This window comes from Allobosea sp. GW823-FHT01F03 (assembly GCF_058798075.1).
The window spans coordinates 535418-554049 of sequence record NZ_CM179505.1 but is presented as its reverse complement, the minus strand read 5'-3'; the positions used below and the strand labels follow the sequence as shown (position 1 = coordinate 554049).

The following is an 18632-nucleotide window of genomic DNA, read 5'->3' as shown; positions in this document are numbered from 1 at the left end:
CGCGCGAAAATCGCACCGTGAAGGCGGCTCGGGATGCTGCCGGAGCTGGATACCGTCCCTTGCGCAGGGCTGCCGTAGGAGGCTCGCACGGCCGGCAGAACGGCCTCGTGAAGCCGAAAATCTGCTGCCGCCAGGGAGCAGCGCAGCTTGCCGCATGCGGCGGCTTAGCGCGAATCAAACCTCAGCGCGACAATACAGCCCAAAAAGCATCCTGTCTGTCAAGCACCTCCTTGCACAGCGCCGAGCCAACTGCAAAGCTTGCATGATCGCACAAGGGGCCGACCGGCCCGGACAAACCCGCGACAGACGGGGCGACAGGGTGGAGACGACGATCGTGGCAAGCGGCCCCGCCGGCCAGGCGGACACCTTTCCCAAGTTGCTGGTGCGCAATGCGCGCGAACGGGGTTCGCGCGTCGCCTTCCGGCACAAGGATCTCGGCATCTGGCAATCCTGGAACTGGGCCGAGGTGGTCGAGCAGATCCGCGCCTTCGCCAAGGGACTCGAGCAGCTCGGCCTGAAGCGCGGCGAGAAGGTCGCCATCGTCGGCTACAACCGCCCGCGCCTCTATTGGTCGATGGCCGCGGCGCAATGGCTCGGCGCGATCCCGGTCCCGGTCTATGCCGACAGCGTCGCCGACGAGATGGCCTATGTGCTCGACCATGCCGGCGCCGTCTTCGCCTGCGTCCAGGATCAGGAGCAGGTCGACAAGATCCTTTCGGTGGCCGAGCGCCTGCCGAACCTGCGCCACATGCTCTATGACGAGCCGCGCGGCCTGCGCGACTACGACCATGGCAAGCTCCACGATATCGGGGACGTGATCGAGGCCGGGCGCGCCGCCCTCAAGGATCCGGCCGCGAGCGCCGCGCTCGAGACCGAGATGACGCAGGGTACGGGCTCCGACCTCGCCATCATCCTCTACACCTCGGGCACGACCGGCCGGCCCAAGGGCGTGATGCTCAGCCATTACAACGTCATCACCGCCGCGGAGATCGGCTGCAGCTTCGACGGGCTGAACGAGACCGACGAGATCATTGCCTATCTGCCGATCGCCTGGGTCGGCGACCATGTCTTCTCCTATGCCCAGGCGATCATCGCCGGCTTCTGCGTCAACTGCCCGGAAGGACCTGACACCGTCGTCGACGATCGACGCGAGATCGGCACCACCTACGCTTTCGCACCGCCGCGCGTCTTCGAGACCATGCTGACCATCACCATGGTGCGCATGGAGGATGCCGGCCCGCTGATGCGCAAGATGTTCCACTACTTCCTCGGCGTGGCCAAGAAATACGGGGAGAAGCTCCTCAATGGCGAGCCCGTGCCGCTCGGGGGACGCCTGCTCTACAGGCTCGGGGACATCCTGATCTACGCGCCTTTGCGCAACCGCTTCGGCCTGACCAACATCAAGGTCGGCTACACTGCGGGCGAGGCGATCGGCCCCGAACTCTTCCGCTTCTATCGCTCGATCGGCGTCAATCTGAAGCAGCTCTACGGACAGACCGAAGCCGGCGTCTACATCACCATGCAGCCGGACGGCGAGATCAAGGCCGACACGGTCGGCAAGCCGGCGCCGCAGGTCGAGATCCGGATCGCCGAGAATGGCGAGGTGCTCTACCGCTCGCCATCGATCTTCCGCGGCTATTACAAGGACGAGGAGAAGACCGCCGAGACGATGACGGCGGACGGCTATGTCCGCTCCGGCGATGCCGGCTTCTTCGACGAGAGCGGGCACCTCAAGATCATCGACCGCGCCAAGGATGTCGGTAAGCTCAATTCGGGTGAGCTGTTCCCGCCGAAATACATCGAGAACAAGCTCAAATTCTATCCGAACATCAAGGAGGTCGTCGCCTTCGGCCAGGGCCGCGACTATGCGACCGTCGCGCTGAACATCGACCTCACCGCCGTCGGCAACTGGGCCGAGCGCAACAATGTCGTCTACGCCTCCTATCAGGAGCTCGCCGGCCACCCCCAGGTCTACGAGATGATGGCCAGGCATGTCGACGAGGTGAACCGGCAGCTCGCCGCCGAGCCGATGATGGGCGGCGCCCAGATCAAGCGTTTCCTGATCCTGCACAAGGAGCTCGACGCCGACGACGGCGAGCTCACCCGCACCCAGAAGGTCCGCCGCGGCTTCATCGCCGAGCGCTACGCACCGCTGGTCGAGGCTCTGTATGATGGCTCCACCGAAGCCGACATCTCCACCGAGGTGACCTTCGAGGACGGCCGCAAGGGCACGATCTCGGCCCGCGTCAAGATTCGCGACGCACAGACCTATCCGGTCCAGGCGCCGGCGGCCGCCCTGGCGCCAAAGGAGGCGGCATGAACGCTCATACCATGGCAGCCGCCGGCGCACCGGTGACGCAGAAGGGCGAGGTCCTGCTCTCGGTCGAGAACGTCTCGCTGCGCTTCGGCGGCGTGAAGGCGATCACCGACGTCTCCTTCGACATCCGCAAGGGCGAGGTCCGCGCCATCATCGGCCCGAACGGTGCCGGCAAGACCTCGATGCTCAATTGCATCAACGGTTTCTACCACCCGCAGGAAGGCCGCATCACCTATAAGGGCGTGCGCCGCAGCAAGGTCCGCCCGCACCAGGCGGCGGCCGCCGGCATCGCCCGCACCTTCCAGAACGTCGCCTTGTTCAAGGGCATGTCGACGCTCGACAACATCATGACCGGGCGCACGCTGAAGATGCGCGGCAACCTGTTCTGGCAGCTTTTCCGCCAGGGGCCGGCGATGGACGAGGAGATCGCGCACCGCAAGGTGGTCGAGGACATCATCGATTTCCTGCAGATCGAGCACATCCGCAAATTGCCGGTCGGCAAGCTGCCCTATGGGCTGCAGAAGCGCGTCGAGCTCGGCCGGGCGCTCGCCATGGAGCCCGAGCTCCTGCTGCTCGACGAGCCGATGGCCGGCATGAACCTCGAGGAGAAGGAGGACATGTGCCGCTTCATCCTCGACGTGAACAACCAGTTCGGCACCACCATTGCCTTGATCGAGCACGATATGGGCGTGGTCATGGACCTCTCCGACCGCGTCGTCGTGCTCGAATACGGCCGCAAGATCGCCGACGGCACGCCCGACGAGGTCAAGGCCAACCAGAAGGTCATCGATGCCTATCTCGGAGTAGCGCACTGATGACCACCGCATCCAGGAACCCGAGCGCAAAGGGGAAGAGCGCATGAGCGACGTCGCCGCGCAGCCCGCGCCCAGTCTCCTCGCCAATGGCTGGATCAGGACCGGCCTGATCACCGCCGCCGTGATCGCGGCAATCGCGATCGGCGCCCGGATCGATCCGTCGGGCACCATTCACAAGGTCTTCGTCGACCCGTTCCAGCAGATGGTCGAGGCCCCCGATCTGCTCGCCCAGACCGTCTGGGAGGGGCTGGTCTCCGGCGTGCTCTATGCTTTGATCGCGCTCGGCTTCGTGCTGATCTTCAAGGCCTCGGGCGTATTCAACTTCGCCCAGGGCATCATGGTGGTGTTCGCGGCGCTGACCCTGGTCGGCCTGCACGAGAAGGGCGTTCCGGCCTTCCTCGCAGTCATCCTGACGCTCGGCGTGATGTTCGTGCTGGCGGCCACCATCGAGCGCGTGGTGCTGCGCCCGCTGGTCAACCAGCCCGACATCATCCTGTTCATGGCGACCTTCGGCATCACCTATTTCCTGATCGGCTTCGGCGAATCCGTCTTCGGCGGCAATCCCAAGCAGATGATCACCAGCGAACTCTACCTGCCCAAGGGCGCGATCGACGCCAAGATCCTCGGCGGCCTCGTCTCCTTCCAGAAGATCGACATCGCCGCCGCCATCATCGCCTCGCTGATGATCGCCGCGCTCGCCGTCTTCTTCCAGTATACCCGCATCGGCCGGGCTTTGCGGGCCGTCGCCGACAGCCACAAGGCGGCACTCTCGGTCGGCATCTCGCTCAACCAGATCTGGGTGATCGTCTGGTTCACCGCCGGCATCGTCGCGCTGATCACCGGCATCATGTGGGGCGCACGCTCCGACGTCTCCTTCGCCCTCGAAATCGTCGCGCTGAAGGCCCTGCCGGTGCTGATCCTCGGCGGCTTCACCTCGATCCCCGGCGCCATCGTCGGCGGGCTGATCATCGGCATCGGCGAGAAGCTCGGCGAGTTCTATTGGGGGCCGCTGATCGGCGGCGGCATCGAGAGCTGGCTCGCCTATTTCATCGCGCTCGGCTTCCTGCTGTTCCGGCCGCAGGGCCTGTTCGGCGACAAGATCATCGAGCGGATCTGATGACCGGCCGCGCGAGCCAGGCCGTCTTTCCGGGGCGATCCGCAGGATCGAGCCCGGAAGCCATAACCGCAGGTGGCGCCGGTAAGGGCGCGACCTCTTCGCAAGCGACAATGTTCATGGTTTCCGGGCTCGGCGCTCAGCGCCGCCCCGGAATGACGAGGTGAGCCCGTGTTCTACCGCGAAGCCGGCCAGTTCAAATCGACCTATTCCGCCGACATGGCGGTGTTCCCGATCCGGCAGGACCGGATCGGCATCGCCGTGATCCTGGGCATCGCCTTCGTCGCGATCCCAATGCTGGGCGACGACTTCTTCATCTCCTCGGTGATGATCCCGTTTCTGGTGTTCTCGCTGGCGGCGATCGGGCTCAACATCCTCACCGGCTATACCGGGCTGATCTCGCTCGGCACCGCCGCCTTCATGGGGGTCGGCGCCTATTCCTGCTACAAGCTGACCACGATCTTCCCGGGCGTGAACATCATCGTGCTCATCCTGGTCTCGGGACTGTTCTCGGCGGCGGTCGGCGTGTTCTTCGGCCTGCCCTCTTTGCGCATCAAGGGCTTCTACCTCGCCGTCGCGACGCTGGCCGCGCAGTTCTTCCTGCAATGGGCCTTCGTGCGCGTGCCCTGGCTGTTCAACTACAACGCCTCGGGCGCGATCGAGGTGCCGCAGCGTCTGCTCTTCGGCCTGCCGGTGACGGGAGCCACGGCCTCGCCGGAGACGCGCTATTTCGTCTGCCTCGGGCTCGTCGTCATCCTCACCTGGTTCGCCTCGAACCTCGTCCACGGCAAGATCGGCCGCTCCTGGATGGCGGTACGCGACATGGACATCGCCGCCGAGCTGATGGGCATCAAGCTGCTCAACGCCAAGCTGCTCGCCTTCGCCGTCTCCTCCTTCTATGCCGGCGTCGCCGGGGCGATGATGATCTTCTTCTGGTACGGCACGGCCGAGGCCGCCGACGTGTTCAACATCCGCCTCTCCTTCAACATCCTGTTCATGGTCATCATCGGGGGCCTGGGCTCGCTGATCGGCTCCTTTCTGGGCGCGGCCTTCCTCTCGATCCTGCCGACCGCGCTGAAGTTCGGGCTGCCGGCGCTGGGCGTGCCGCTGACCGGCGCCACGGCCGAGCACGTCACCTTCATGCTGGTCGGCGCGCTGATCATCGTCTTCCTGATCGTCGAGCCGCACGGCCTCGCCCGCCTCTGGCAGATCGGCAAGCAGAAATTGCGGACCTGGCCTTTCCCCTACTGAGCCGGGGCGGAGACCCAACAACACGACCCGCGGCAAAACCCAAGCCGCGGGCACCAGAAGGCGGAACGGCCCCGGCCGCACCCGACCGAAACCCACGGAGGAAGCAGATGAAGAAGAGCAGCATGATCAAGGGCGTCGCGCTCGGCGCGCTCCTGGCGGCGGGTGCAGTCGCCGCGCCTGCTTCGGCGCAGGATACGATCTACTTCTCCAACAACGCCTACCGCACCGGGCCGTTCTCGGGCTCCGGCATCCCGATCGGCGACGGCATGCGCGACTACATCTCCATGATCAACGAGCGCGACGGCGGCGTGAACGGCGTCAAGATCGTCTACGAGGAGTGCGAGACCGGCTACGACACCAAGAAGTCGATCGAGTGCTACGAGCAGGTGAAGTCGAAGACGATCGTCTACAGCCCGTGGTCGACCGGCGCGACGCTCGCCGCGATCCCGCGCGCCCATGTCGACAAGCTGCCGATCCTCTCGATGGCCTACGGCCTCTCGGCCTCGGCCGACGGCACGAGCTTCCCCTGGGTCTTCATCCCGCCGCTGACCTATTGGGACGGCGCCTCGGTGATGGTGAAGCACATGGCGGCCGAGCTCGGCGGCATGGACAAGCTCAAGGGCAAGAAGCTCGGCCTGATCCATCTCGACGCGCCCTTCGGCAAGGAGCCGATCCCGGTGCTCGAGAGCCTCGCCAAGAAATACGGCTTCGAGCTCAAGCTCTATCCGGTCGCCGCCGCCGACATGCAGAACCAGGGCTCGCTCTGGCTCTCGATCCGGCGTGACCGGCCCGATTTCCTCTACAACCAGGGCTGGGGCGCGATGAACCCGACCGCGGTCAAGGAGGCGATCAAGAACAACTTCCCGATCAACAAGCTGGTCGGCGTCTGGTGGGCCGGCGGCGATGACGACGCCCGGGCCGGCGGCGCCGAGGCCAAGGGCTACAGGTCGCTGAACTTCAACGCGGCCGGCCAGGATTTCCCGGTGATCCAGGACATCCTCAAGCACGTGGTCGAGAAGGGCAAGAGCACCACGCCGAAGGAGAAGGTCGGCGAGAACCTCTATAATCGCGGCGTCTACAACTCGATGCTGGTCGTCGAGGCGATCCGCACCGCCCAGAAGCTGACCGGCAAGAAGGTGATCACGCCGGAGGACATGCGCCGCGGCCTGGAAAACCTCAATATCGACGAGGCCCGGCTCAAGGAGATCGGCATGGCCGGCTTCGCCTCCCCGGTGAAGGTCAGCTGCACCGACCATTCCGGCCACCACAAGGCCTATGTCGCCGAATGGGACGGCGCCAAATGGACCCGCAAGGGCGACTGGATCGAGCCGATGAAGGAAGAGGTCCGGCCGCTGATCGAGGCCGCCGCCAAGGACTATGTCGAGAAGGCCGGCAATTGGCCCAAGCGCACCGAGTCCTGCGAGAAGTCGTCCTGATCTGACGAGCGCGAATCCTTCTCCCCTCCGGGGGAGAAGGTGTCTGCGAAGCAGACGGATGAGGGAGGTCTTGCACCCGCCCTCATCCGTCCTTCCCTCATCCGACCCGGCTCACGCCGGACTACCTTCTTCCCCGAGGGGAGAAGGGAAGGAGCGCACGATGTCCACCGCCACCCTCGAACAGCCCGCCCCGGTGACCGCGACGGACACGATCCTGTCGCTGAACAACATCGAGGTCATCTACGACCATGTCGTGCTGGTGCTGAAGGGCGTCTCGCTGACCGTGCCGCGCAAGGGCATCGTCGCGATCCTCGGCGCCAACGGCGCCGGCAAGACCACGACGCTCAAGGCGATCTCCAACCTGCTCAAGGCCGAGCGCGGCGAGGTCACCAAGGGCTCGATCGTCTTCGACGGCGAGCGCGTCGACAGGATGTCGCCGAACGAGCTGGTCAGGCGGGGCTGCATCCAGGTCATGGAAGGAAGGCACTGCTTCGGCCATCTCTCGATCGAGGAGAACCTCCTGACCGGCGCCTTCACCCGGCGCGACGGCAATGCCGCGATCAAGCGCGACCTCGAGAAGATCTACGAACTCTTCCCTCGTCTGAAGCAGCGCCGCAACTCGCAGGCCGGCTACACTTCCGGCGGCGAGCAGCAGATGTGCGCGGTCGGCCGCGCCATGATGTCGAAGCCGAAGATGATCCTGCTCGACGAGCCGTCCATGGGGCTGGCGCCGCAGATCGTCGAGGAGATCTTCGAGATCGTGCGTCGGCTCAATGCCGAGGACGGCGTCTCCTTCCTCGTCGCCGAGCAGAACACCAACATGGCGCTGCGCTACGCCACCTATGGCTACATCATGGAGACCGGCCGCGTCGTCATGGACGGCGAGGCGCAGATGCTGCGCGAGAACGAGGACGTCAAGGAATTCTATCTCGGCGTCGCCGAGGGCAACAAGAAGTCCTTCCGCGAGGTCAAGAGCTACAAGCGCCGCAAGCGCTGGCTGTCCTGAGAGCGCCGTCGCGAATCCGCCGCAGGAGGGGTCCAGGACCAGACCCATGCTCTATCTCGTCATCGTTCTCCTGCTCCTCGCGCTGATCTTCGGCCCGCAATTCTGGGTCCGGCACGAAATGGAGAAACATGCGGGAGCGCGGCCCGATCTGCCGGGAACCGGCGGCGAGCTCGCCCGCCATCTGCTCGACCGGTTCCAGCTCGGCACGGTCGCGGTCGAGACCACCGCCGCCGGCGACCATTACGACCCCGATGCACGCGCAGTGCGGCTCTCGCCGAACAATCATGATGGGCGCTCGATCACCGCTGTGGCGGTCGCAGCCCATGAGGTCGGCCATGCCATACAACACGCGCAGGGCAGCACGCTGTTCGGCGCCCGCACCGGGCTCGCGCGTCTGCTCGGCCTGGTCGACAAGGTCGCGATGGTCGTACTGGTCACCGCCCCGCTGGTCGCGATCCTGACCCGCGTGCCGTCAATCGCCCTGATGCAATTCGGCTTTGCCATCGCGCTGCTCGGCATCGGCCTCGTCGTGCATCTGGTGACGCTGCCGCTCGAATTCGACGCCAGCTTCGGCAAGGCGCTGCCGATCCTGACCAATGACGGCTATCTCCACCCCGGCGACGTGCCGGCGGCGCGCGGCGTGCTGCGGGCGGCGGCGCTGACCTATGTCGCGGGCGCGCTGGTCGGGCTGCTGAATTTCCTGCGCCTCCTGCGCTTCATCCGATGACCGACACCATTCCCCGAGGACCCGAGCGATGAGCGAGCATTACGACGATCTCGAAACGCGATCGCCGCCGGCGCGCGAGGCCGCCCTGTTCTCCCGGCTGCCCGCCGTGCTCGCGGCGGCGCTGGCGACACCGGGCTATCGCGCCCATCTCGGCGAGTTCGACCCCGCCAGCATTGGCGACCGCGCCGCCCTCGCGCGCCTGCCAGTGCTGCGCAAGGCCGACCTGCCGGAACTCCAGCGGGCGGCGCCGCCTTTCGGTGGCTTCACCAGCGCCCCGCTCGGCTCCTTCGGCCGGCTCTTCACCTCGCCCGGCCCGATCTTCGAGCCGGAGAGCACCGGCATCGACCCCTGGGGCACCGCGCGCGGCCTCTTCGCCGCCGGCTTCCGCAAGGGCGACATCGTCCTCAACACCTTCGGCTACCACCTGACCCCCGGCGGCTTCATCATGGACTCCGCCGCCCGCGCAATCGGCTGCGCCGTGATCCCGGCCGGCCCCGGCAATACCGAGCAGCAGCTCGAAGTGATCTCGGCCTACAAGCCGAGCGCCTATCTCGGCACGCCCGATTTCCTGAAGATCCTGATCGAGGCCGCCGATGCGCGCGGCGCCGACATCTCCTGCATCAGGCGCGCCGTGGTCTCGGGCGCCGCCTTCCCGCCCTCGCTGCAGGACTGGGTGCGGGGGCGCGGCATCGACGCCTACCAGCTCTACGCCACTGCCGATCTCGGCCTGATCGCCTATGAGACCGCGGCCCGCGACGGCATGGTCCTGAACGAGAACCTGATCGTCGAGATCGTCCGGCCGGGCACCGGCGACCCGGTGGCGGAAGGCGAGGTCGGCGAGATCGTCGTCACCAATCTCGACCCGCACCACCCGCAGATCCGGCTCGCCGTCGGCGATCTCACCGCAATCCTGCCGGGTGCGAGCGCCAGCGGCCGGAGCAATGCCCGCATCAAGGGCTGGATGGGCCGGGCCGACCAGACCGCCAAGGTCAAGGGCATGTTCGTCCGCCCCGAGCAGGTCGCCGAGATCGCGCGTCGTCATGCCGAGATCGCCAAGCTCCGCCTCGTCGTCGGCCGCGCCGGCGAGGTCGACACGATGACGCTCAAGGCCGAGATCTATGCCGAGCCTAAGGGTTTCATCGACGCGGTCTCCTCGACCCTGCAGCAGGTCACGAAGCTGAAAGGCACCGTCGAGGTCCTGCCGCTCGGCGCCCTGCCCAATGACGGCAAGGTCATCGCCGACGAGCGGCCGGTGGGATAAACTCGTCATCGTCGGAAAAAGCGTGGGGAACCCTCTCCTGGAAGGAGAGGGGATCCCGCGCCTACCATGCGACCGGCTGCTCCCCCTTCTCTCCCAGCCATTTATTCGCGCGCGAAAACGGCTTCGAGCCGAAGAAGCCGCGCCGCGCCGAAAGCGGCGAGGGATGGGGACTGGCGATGACGAGATGGCGGCTCTCGTCGATCAGGCGGCGCTTGGCCTGCGCCGGCGCGCCCCAGAGCAGGAAGACGACATGCGGCCGGGCGGCCGAGACCGAGGCGATGACCGCATCGGTCACCGCGCCCCAGCCGAGGGAGAGATGCGAGCCGGCCTTGCTGGCGCCCTCGCGCACCGTCAGCGCCGTATTGAGCAGGAGCACGCCCTGACGCGCCCAGGATGAGAGATCACCGCCGGACGGCGCGGCGAGATTCAGGTCCTCGGCCCGCTCCCGGTAGATGTTGACGAGCGAGCGCGGCAGCGGCGGCGGGCCGACATAGGAGAAGGCGAGCCCATTGGCATGGCCCGGCGTCGGATAGGGGTCCTGGCCGAGGATCACGGCGCGAATCCGGTCGAGCGGAGTCAGGGCGAGCGCGGCCAGAAAGCGTTCCGGTGCCGGCGCGACGATCTCGCCGGCGGCACGTTCGGCATCGACGGCAGCGCAGGCCTGCGCCACCGTCCCGTCGCGAAAGACGGAAAGATCGCGCCAGGGAGCCGAGGCGGGCGAAGCGAGAAAGGCGGCGAGCGCTGCATCGAAGGTCGGCATCGTCAATGTCATAGCGATCGGATCATTCACCGTCATTCCGGACAAGCTGCGGCGCGGAGCAGCTTCGGAAGCCATCATAGAGCGTCGTTCCCTATAATGGATTCCGGCTATCCGCTTCACTGCCGCCGGAATGACGATCCGGCTCTATGTCCGACGACTTGGTACCGCCGCCTATTTCAACACCGCCCGGCCTTCGATCTTGGCGTCGACCGTGCCGAGCCGGCGGACATAGACCATCACCTCATTGGCCATCAGCTTGCCGTCGGTCAGGCCGATCAGCGTCTTGCCACGGCCGAGCGCGACATAGCCGTCGCCGCCATCGAGCAGGAAGTTGTTCGAGGCCACCGTGTACCTGCCGGCAGGGTCGATCGGCTTGTCGTCCACCGTCACCACGATGACGCGCGAGCCCTGCGGCTGCTTCAGATCGGCTTCGAACTTCATTCCCGAGATCACCGGGAAGCGGCCGGCGCCCTGCGGCGCATCGCGCAACCCGTTCTCGATCGCATCTTGCACGTCCTTGCCGGTGATCTGGACCATCACGGTGGCATTGCCGAAGGGCAGTTCGCTCAGGACGTCGCGCCGGGTCAGCTTGTGGCCGGCCGGATACTGCTTGTTGGCACGGATGCCGCCGGCATTGCTGATGGCGAGCTGCGCGCCGGTCGCGCTGCGGATCGCATCGGCGATCAGATTGCCGATCGCGGTCTCCTGGGTACGGATCATGGCGGTGCGGGAATCGAGTGGCGCGGCCAGCGTCGCGATCTCGATGTCGAGCTCCTTGGAGAGCTCGGCCTCATAGCCCTTGACGATGGCGGCGACCTCGGGATCGGGCGTCGCGGCGCGGCTGTCGTTGACCCGGAAGGTCGGCGTCCACTCGACCCGGCGATTGGCGCCCTCGCCGCTCGCCTTGGCGGCGATGTCGATCGCGGTGACGTAATTGCCCTCCTCGTTCGACTCGACCATCACCACCTTGCCGTCATAGGCGATGGCGAGATCATGGTCGTGGCCGGTCAGCAGGATGTCGACGACGCGCGAGCGCACGATCTGCAGGTCCGTGGCGCGGTCGGCATGGACGACGCCGACCAGGATGTCGGCGCCTTGCGCCTTCAGCGCCCGCGCTTCGCGCCGCAGCGCCTCCATGGTCGAGGAGAATTTCAGGTCGCCGGGATTGGAGAGCTGCGGCGTCGGATCATAGGTCGTGCCGATGACGCCGACCTTGAAGCCACCGAGCTCGAAGATGGCTGAATCCTTGTGTCCGGGCAGGAGATTGCCCGCCGCGTCGCGCAGATTGGCGGCGAAGGTCGGATAGGTCTGGGCGGCGGTGAGCTTGAGATAATTCTCCTTGCCGAAGTCGAATTCGTGATTGCCGGGCACGAAGACGTCGAGCCCCATCTTGTTCTGCATGGCGACGATATGCGCGCCCTGGTCGAAACCCGACATCAGAGAGGGCGAGTAGCAATCGCCGGCATGGCAGAATAGCACCGGCACGCCGCGTGCCCGCTCCGCCTTGGCGATGCCGGAGGCGCGGGCGAAGCCGCCGCGGCCCTTGTCGTCGCTCATTTTGTAGATGTCGTTGACGAGCAGCAGGGTGAAGCTCGGAGCGGGCGCCTGTGCCTTCGCCACCGGAGCGGTCGCCGCCATGGCGGCGGGAGCGGCGAGCACGCTGAGCGCGCGGCGACGGGTCATCTTGGTCATCGGCCAACCCCTCTGGATTTTGATTTTTTCCAGACTAGCAAGAGCCGTGCTGGATTGGCGAGATGCCGCACACGGCAAAAGTGTGATTGCCGTCAAAACAGCTTCCGCAGTGTCGCACCCCGCCGGCGAAACCGGTCTGCCGACTGGACGAAAGCCGGAACTCGTCTAAATCACAGGCCATGGACAAGCGCATCGAAACCAACGCCGAAGCCGCCATCGCGCTGCCGGCGGACCATCCGCAAATCCGCTCCGGCCGGATCGGCGTGCTGTTGATGAATCTCGGCACGCCCGAAGGCACGGGCTATTGGCCGATGCGGGCCTATCTCAAGGAGTTCCTCTCGGACCGACGGGTGATCGAGGAGCCGCGCTGGAAATGGTGGCCGATCCTCAACCTGATCATTCTGTCGACGCGGCCGGGCCGGAAGGGCAAGGACTACGCCACGATCTGGAACAAGGAGCGCGACGAGGGCCCGCTCAAGACCATCACCCGCTCGCAGACCGAGCAGCTGGCGCAGCGCCTGAAGGGCTTCGCCGGCGACCGCATCGTCTTCGACTGGGCGATGCGCTACGGCTTTCCCGACGTGAAGAGCCGGATCCAGCATCTCCAGAACGAGGGCTGCGACCGCATCCTGTTCGTGCCGCTCTATCCGCAATACGCCGCCCCGACCACCGCGACCGCCTGCGACCATGCCTTCCGGGCGCTGATGGAGATGCGCTGGCAGCCAGCGGTGCGCACCGTGCCGGCCTATCACGACGACCCCGCCTATATCGGCGCGCTCGCCGCCTCGATGCGGGCTTCGCTCGCCAAGCTCGACTTCGAGCCCGAAATCATCCTCTGCTCGCTGCACGGCATGCCGAAGGAGAACCTGCTCAAGGGCGACCCCTATTACTGCCAGTGCGTCAAGACCTCGCGGCTGCTGGGCGAGGCGCTCGGCCTTTCGCCCGAGCGCTTCAGGCTGACCTTCCAGTCGCGCTTCGGGCCGGAGGAATGGCTGCAGCCCTATACGGACGAAACGGTGAAGGCTCTGGCGCAGGGCGGCACCAAGTCGCTGGCCATCGTCGCGCCCGGCTTCTCGGCCGACTGCCTGGAGACGCTGGAAGAACTCGACGGCGAGAACCGCGAGATCTTCCTGCACAATGGCGGCGAGAAATTCGCCTATCTGCCCTGCCTCAACGATTCCGCCGAAGGCATCGACGTGATCGAGGCGCTGGTCCGCCGGGAGCTGATGGGCTGGGTCTGAGGCATCCTGACGCCCTTCCCTCTTTGCCGGTCATTCCGGCCGGAGCGAAGCGCAGTGCCCTCCGATGGATCCCGGGCCGACCCTTGGTCGCCCGGGATGACGGGAAGCGCCGAGGCGCATCGTTCAGCCCACCACGAAGCGCGTTACGCTTTCGACCACCGGCTTCGCCTGCAGGATGCGGCGGTGGCCGAGCCCGCCCGTCTCCTGCAACGTCACGAACGGGCCAGCCGCCGCCAGCGCCTCGGCATGGTGGAAATCGAGCTCGCGATCCTGCCGGTCGTGGATCACCAGGGTCGGCAGGCCGATCCCGGCCAGTTGCGCGCGGCCCTCGAAAACCTCGACCGGGTTACCGGCGACGCTGTGGATGCGCTGCTCCAGCGCCGCCTGGCCGCGCCGGCCGAGCCCGATCGTCGCGCCGAAATTACGCGTGATCAGCGCGATCGAGGATGGCGCCGCGACCAGAGCGAGCCGGCGCGCCGCGACCGGCGGCTGGCCCGGCACGCTGCCCGCCAGGGCCGCGAGCGCGATCGCACCGCCGAAGGAATGCGTCACGATCGCATGGACCGGGGCGAATACCCGGGCGACCGCGGCGAGCGCGGCGACACCGAGCGGGATGTTGAGCTCGGCCCCGGTCGAGGCGCCATGGGCCGGCATGTCGAAGGCGACGACCCTGAAGCCTGCGGCGAGCAGCGGCTCGACGAAAGCGGTCATGAACGCCGCCTCGCTGTTCCAGCCATGCAGCAGGATCACCGTCGGCGCCGGAGCATCGCCGTCTTGCAAGCGAGGCTCCGGTTCGAACAGATAGGTGCTGACCGTCCCGCACGGGTAGGATACCGCCTGCCTGATCGCCGGCGCGAGTCGGGCGCGGGCGGCCGCGATCGCCTTGCCGGAGCGGCTCTCGGAAGCGGGGCGGCGCGGCGGGGTACAAAAGAGCTTGAAGGCGGCGCGCCCGGCCGTGCGGGGCGCGATGAAGCTGCCGATGCGGACGAGAGGACGAATGACGCGAAGGGCTGCGCTGGGCATGATCGGGAACCCTGTTTGTTCAGTCTTGAACTACTATGTTCAGCCATGAACAAAATGCAAGAGCCGATTTCCGCACCGGCAGGTGAGCCGGCAGGTGAGCCGGCAAGAGAACCTGGAGGCACCGGCGGGACCGGGCTGCCCTGGGATCTGCCGCGCTTCAAGAACTGGCTCGCCGTCGCGCGCATGCACCAGCTCTGGAAGAAGGTGTTTTCCGAGGCGCTGGTGCCGCTCGGCATCCAGCTCGCCCATTACGACGTGCTCGCCAATGTCTTCCGTACCCCGGGACTGACCCAGCAGGCATTGGCCGAGAAGCTGCTCGTCGGCCGCAGCGCCATGAGCATGCTGCTGCCGGAGCTCGAACGCCGGAACCTGATCGAGCGCCGCAATGACGAGGCCGACAAGCGCGTCCGCCGGCTCTGGCTGACGCCGGAGGGCGAGGCGCTCACCCGCAAGGCCCTGGCGATCCACACCGCCCGGATCGAGGCGATGATGGGCGTCCTCAGCGAGGAGGAATGCAACGCCATCGGTGAGACGATGTGGCGCGTCGTCAAGGCGCTGGAGGGCTGATCCCGACGCGAGCTTGCATCAAAGCTTCGCAATCATCAGCTTGATGGGCACTGGCTGGATTGGAGACTGGTTTCATGGGTCCGTACGGGTTCGACATCGTCGTCGTCGCGCTGGTGGCGCTGGTCATCCTGACCATCGCGCTCGGCGTGCGCACGGTACCGCAAGGCTACAACTACACCGTCGAGCGTTTCGGCCGCTATTCGCGCACGCTCGGCGCCGGCCTCGGCCTGATCGTGCCCTATATCGACCGGGTCGGCCACAAGGTGAACGTCATGGAGCAGGTGCTCGACATTCCCAGCCAGGAGGCGATCACCAAGGACAATGCCGGCGTGCGCATCGACGCCGCCGCCTTCTTCCAGGTGCTCGACGCGGCCAAGGCCCGCTATGAGGTCGCCAGCCTGGACGATGCGCTGATGGTGCTGACCATGACCAATATCCGCACCGTCGTCGGCTCGATGGACCTCGATCAGCTGCTCTCGCATCGCGACGAGATCAACGAGCGGCTGCTGCGCGTCATGGACGCCGCCGCCTCGCCCTGGGGCGTCAAGGTCACACGCATCGAGATCCGCGACATCCTGCCGCCGGCCGACATCGCCGGCGCGATGAACCGCCAGATGAAGGCCGAACGCGAGAAGCGCGCCGCCGTGCTCGAGGCCGAGGGCCTGCGCCAGGCCGAGATCCTCAAGGCCGAAGGCCAGAAGCAGTCGCAGATCCTCGCCGCCGAGGGCCGCAAGGAGGCCGCCCTGCGCGACGCCGAGGCGCGCGAGCGTCTCGCCCAGGCCGAGGCAAACGCCACCGCCATGGTCAGCGAGGCGATCAGCCGCGGCGACATCCAGGCGGCCAACTTCCTGATCGCCGAGCGCTATACCGACGCCCTCAAGGCGATGGCCAGCGCCAGCAACAGCAAGCTGGTGATCGTTCCCATCGAGGCCGCCGCGCTCGCCGGCACGGTCGGCGGCATCGCCCAGCTCACCAAGGCGGTGTTCGGCGAGGAGGCGATCGAGAGCCGCCGCACCGGCTCGGTGCCGGCCGCCGGCCGCAGCCCCGGAGCCTGATATGCTCGACTGGTTCGCCTCCTTCGGCGGCTGGGCCTGGATCGCGCTCGGTCTCGTCCTGATCGGCGGCGAGACGCTGGCGCCGGGTGTCTTCCTGCTCTGGCTCGGCCTCGCCGCCCTCGTCACCGGCGCCGTGGTCGGCCTGACCGGCATCGCCTGGCAGGGGGCCTGGCTCGTCTTCGCCGCCCTCGCCATCGTCAGTGTTCTCGTCGGTCGCATCGCGACAAGGCGCAAGGACGAGGAGCCCGATGCCGCCCATGGTCTCAACGATCGCGGTCGGCAACTGATCGGCCGGGTCTTCAAGCTCGAGGCGACCATGACCGGCGGCGAGGGGCGCGTCCGCGTCGGGGATTCCTCCTGGCGCGTCACCGGCCCGGAACTGCTCGCCGGCTCCGAGGTCCGCGTCGTCAGGGTCGAGGGCGCGACGCTGATCGTCGAGAAGGCCTGAGCCGCCGCTGCTGATCCCGTCTGCTTGCGCCGAATGCGACGGATGGGCTTAACCCGCCATTGAGCCTTGCGCGTCCCTGCCATGGACCGGCATGGCCGGTGCTGGCATGACGGCACCGTGTCGCGCGCCCTCGGGCCCGCGACAAGCCGGAGCGACACGTCATGAGCATCCCGCACGGGCCGATCGACTTCTTGCTCGCCGCCGCCCTGACACTGCTGATCGCAGCCTTGGCCGCCGGTAGCGTCCTTGCCTGAGTCCGAACGGATTCAGGCGTGATTCATTCTGAATCGACCGTTCACCATCTTGCTGAACCGGCGATTCACCCGAGCCTTCGTCAAATCGCCTGCGAGGCGGCAGCTGCCGCGCAGGAGGTGAAGGACATGACCCGCCGGCAAGGGCCGATCGATTTTATTCTCGCGGCGGGTTTCTCGCTGCTGCTGATGCTGCTGGCGCTGCGCCCGGTTCAGGCGCGCGAGGTCGTGGAATTTCCCGACCATCGCTACCAGCCGGGCACGATCGTCATCCGCACCGCGGAACGGAAGCTCTACTTCATCGCCGCGCCCGGCCAGGCGCTGCGCTACACCATCGCCGTCGGCAAGGCCGGCAAGCAATGGCGCGGCGTGAAATACATCGAGGAGCTCGCAATCGAGCCTTCCTGGAGCCCGCCGGCCTCGGTCAAGCGCGACAATCCGTCGATTCCCGACATCATCCCGAGCGGCGCCCCCAACAACCCGATGGGCGCCCGCGTCATCGGCCTCGGCCCGGGCGGCGAATATGCCATCCACGGCACCAATAATCCGCGCTCGGTCGGCACCGCCGCATCCTATGGCTGCTTTCGCATGCACAACCGGGATGTGATCGACCTCTACGCCCGGGTCCGCATGGGCGCCCCGGTCGTCGTCATGCCCTGAGACGGCCGGCTTTACGGCAGGAAGCCCCTCCTGCCGTAAAGTCGCATCGGATTCGCCCGCCCCCCTCGCCTGCGGGAAGAAAGCCGGATATCGTTCGCCGCGCGCGACGCCAGTCTTGCTCAACTTCGAACCGCAGTGTCTCAGAGGGGCTACCGATGGATCATCTCGCCGACGTCAAGAAATTCGCCAAAAAGGCTGTCAACGAAGCGGCCTTCGCCGGAATGTCGAAGTCCTATGCACTGGTCATGAGCAAGCCGGATACGCGCTATGTCGCCTGTTCCGACCCGGCCGAACTGGAGCGCGTCCGCGAGAACTTCCTGAAGAAGAAGCTCGGCCTGAATGGCGGCGATCTCGACGCCTCGATCAAGGCGGTCTGTGAGCACATGAAGGCCGACAAGACCAAATCGCGCCTGACCTTCTACTATCTTCTCGCCGAGCATTACGGAAAGCTCGATGCCTTCGTGAAGAAGTAGGAACCGGTTTCGCGGCCTGGCCGCAAGGCGCTTTCCGAAGGGGAGGCGCCTTTTTTATCGTCCGCCACCCGCCCTTTTCCATCCCCGCAGGCGAAACCGCGGCTGATCCCGCCAAGCCCCCGGCATGACGCATCGCCGCGTCGGGGGATTTCGCCATGTTCTCGCTTTCCCGCACCGCCGTCGCCAGCAACACCCCGGCCATTCTCGCCGGCCTCGAAGCCGCGCTCATCGCCGTCATCGTCTTCGGCGCCGGTCTCGCGCTCGCCGTCACCATCGGCTTCTTCTGAAGGTGCCGCCATGCCGGCCCCGCAAACCTCCGTCGCCTCCCGGCCCGGCTGCCCGCATTTCGAGGTCGGGCGCGATCGCGAGGGCTTCTGGATCGCCGTCGAGACACATGGGCGCGGCGGCGGCTATTTCGCCAGCCTCGACGCCGCCCTGCACTATGCCCGCTTCAGTGCCGGCCGCGAACCCGGCGGGGTGACGCTGGCGACCCGCCCGCTCGAGCTGCTGCCGCCGCGGCTGTCCTGAGCCCGCG

Annotated in this window: 19 protein-coding genes; 16 read left to right on the top strand and 3 right to left on the bottom strand. The window is 66.6% G+C overall.

Translation table 11 applies throughout. From position 1 onward, the window contains the following. Positions 1–262: 262 nt before the first annotated feature. From AC3RCC_RS02630 to AC3RCC_RS02595, 8 genes are all read left to right on the top strand, one after another. Positions 263–2320 carry an AMP-dependent synthetase/ligase gene (locus AC3RCC_RS02630; protein ID WP_465247480.1) on the top strand — a complete coding sequence of 686 codons (2058 nt, stop codon included), beginning with the start codon at positions 263–265 and terminating at the stop codon, positions 2318–2320. After that, positions 2317–3132 carry an ABC transporter ATP-binding protein gene (locus AC3RCC_RS02625; protein WP_492257503.1) on the top strand — a complete coding sequence of 272 codons (816 nt, stop codon included), beginning with the start codon at positions 2317–2319 and terminating at the stop codon, positions 3130–3132. The genes AC3RCC_RS02630 and AC3RCC_RS02625 overlap by 4 nt, the downstream gene beginning before the upstream one ends. Before the next feature lie 202 nt (positions 3133–3334). Continuing rightward, positions 3335–4249, top strand: a complete 915-nt coding sequence (locus AC3RCC_RS02620; protein ID WP_291635686.1) for a branched-chain amino acid ABC transporter permease — start codon at positions 3335–3337, stop codon at positions 4247–4249. 168 nt (positions 4250–4417) lie between these two features. Beyond that, entirely contained in the window at positions 4418–5497 is a 1080-nt protein-coding gene (locus AC3RCC_RS02615; protein WP_291645879.1) for a branched-chain amino acid ABC transporter permease, read from the top strand. Between the two features lie 107 nt (positions 5498–5604). Continuing rightward, the gene (locus AC3RCC_RS02610; RefSeq protein WP_492257502.1) at positions 5605–6933 is read left to right on the top strand and encodes an ABC transporter substrate-binding protein; all 1329 of its coding nucleotides are present in this window, start codon (positions 5605–5607) and stop codon (positions 6931–6933) included. 160 nt (positions 6934–7093) lie between these two features. Beyond that, positions 7094–7939 carry an ABC transporter ATP-binding protein gene (locus AC3RCC_RS02605; RefSeq protein ID WP_291635540.1) on the top strand — a complete coding sequence of 282 codons (846 nt, stop codon included), beginning with the start codon at positions 7094–7096 and terminating at the stop codon, positions 7937–7939. Positions 7940–7985: 46 nt separating this feature from the next. Then, on the top strand, positions 7986–8666 hold the full coding sequence (locus tag AC3RCC_RS02600) for a zinc metallopeptidase (RefSeq protein ID WP_492257501.1): 681 nt from the start codon (positions 7986–7988) through the stop codon (positions 8664–8666). Between the two features lie 28 nt (positions 8667–8694). After that, positions 8695–9927 carry a phenylacetate--CoA ligase family protein gene (locus AC3RCC_RS02595; RefSeq protein WP_492257500.1) on the top strand — a complete coding sequence of 411 codons (1233 nt, stop codon included), beginning with the start codon at positions 8695–8697 and terminating at the stop codon, positions 9925–9927. Positions 9928–9988: 61 nt separating this feature from the next. Here the strand turns inward: AC3RCC_RS02595 and ung are convergent, their stop codons facing one another. Both ung and AC3RCC_RS02585 read right to left on the bottom strand, forming a co-directional pair. Further along, positions 9989–10693: a uracil-DNA glycosylase gene (gene ung, locus AC3RCC_RS02590; protein ID WP_492258735.1), complete on the bottom strand. Its 705-nt coding sequence runs from the start codon at positions 10691–10693 to the stop codon at positions 9989–9991. 165 nt (positions 10694–10858) lie between these two features. Continuing rightward, positions 10859–12379: a bifunctional metallophosphatase/5'-nucleotidase gene (locus tag AC3RCC_RS02585; RefSeq protein ID WP_492257499.1), complete on the bottom strand. Its 1521-nt coding sequence runs from the start codon at positions 12377–12379 to the stop codon at positions 10859–10861. 179 nt (positions 12380–12558) lie between these two features. Here AC3RCC_RS02585 and hemH point away from each other — a divergent pair, with 179 nt between their 5' ends. Next, the gene (gene hemH / locus AC3RCC_RS02580; RefSeq protein ID WP_492257498.1) at positions 12559–13620 is read left to right on the top strand and encodes a ferrochelatase; all 1062 of its coding nucleotides are present in this window, start codon (positions 12559–12561) and stop codon (positions 13618–13620) included. Positions 13621–13743: 123 nt separating this feature from the next. Here the strand turns inward: hemH and AC3RCC_RS02575 are convergent, their stop codons facing one another. Beyond that, positions 13744–14643: an alpha/beta hydrolase gene (locus AC3RCC_RS02575; RefSeq protein ID WP_291645873.1), complete on the bottom strand. Its 900-nt coding sequence runs from the start codon at positions 14641–14643 to the stop codon at positions 13744–13746. A gap of 45 nt (positions 14644–14688) precedes the next feature. Here AC3RCC_RS02575 and AC3RCC_RS02570 point away from each other — a divergent pair, with 45 nt between their 5' ends. The 7 genes from AC3RCC_RS02570 to AC3RCC_RS02540 all read left to right on the top strand — a co-directional run bounded on the left by AC3RCC_RS02570 (position 14689) and on the right by AC3RCC_RS02540 (position 18625). After that, a complete protein-coding gene (locus tag AC3RCC_RS02570) occupies positions 14689–15210 on the top strand; it encodes a MarR family winged helix-turn-helix transcriptional regulator (RefSeq protein WP_492257497.1) in 522 nt (173 codons plus the stop codon). A gap of 74 nt (positions 15211–15284) precedes the next feature. Then, positions 15285–16265, top strand: a complete 981-nt coding sequence (locus AC3RCC_RS02565) for an SPFH domain-containing protein (RefSeq protein ID WP_291641503.1) — start codon at positions 15285–15287, stop codon at positions 16263–16265. 1 nt (position 16266) lies between these two features. After that, the gene (locus tag AC3RCC_RS02560) at positions 16267–16713 is read left to right on the top strand and encodes an NfeD family protein (protein ID WP_291645870.1); all 447 of its coding nucleotides are present in this window, start codon (positions 16267–16269) and stop codon (positions 16711–16713) included. Between the two features lie 380 nt (positions 16714–17093). Then, entirely contained in the window at positions 17094–17624 is a 531-nt protein-coding gene (locus AC3RCC_RS02555) for a L,D-transpeptidase (protein ID WP_291641500.1), read from the top strand. Positions 17625–17779: 155 nt separating this feature from the next. After that, positions 17780–18097: a DUF2853 family protein gene (locus AC3RCC_RS02550; RefSeq protein WP_291641498.1), complete on the top strand. Its 318-nt coding sequence runs from the start codon at positions 17780–17782 to the stop codon at positions 18095–18097. Positions 18098–18252: 155 nt separating this feature from the next. Beyond that, the gene (locus tag AC3RCC_RS02545; RefSeq protein ID WP_492257496.1) at positions 18253–18384 is read left to right on the top strand and encodes a hypothetical protein; all 132 of its coding nucleotides are present in this window, start codon (positions 18253–18255) and stop codon (positions 18382–18384) included. A gap of 10 nt (positions 18385–18394) precedes the next feature. Continuing rightward, positions 18395–18625, top strand: a complete 231-nt coding sequence (locus AC3RCC_RS02540) for a hypothetical protein (protein ID WP_291641493.1) — start codon at positions 18395–18397, stop codon at positions 18623–18625. Positions 18626–18632: the final 7 nt, after the last annotated feature.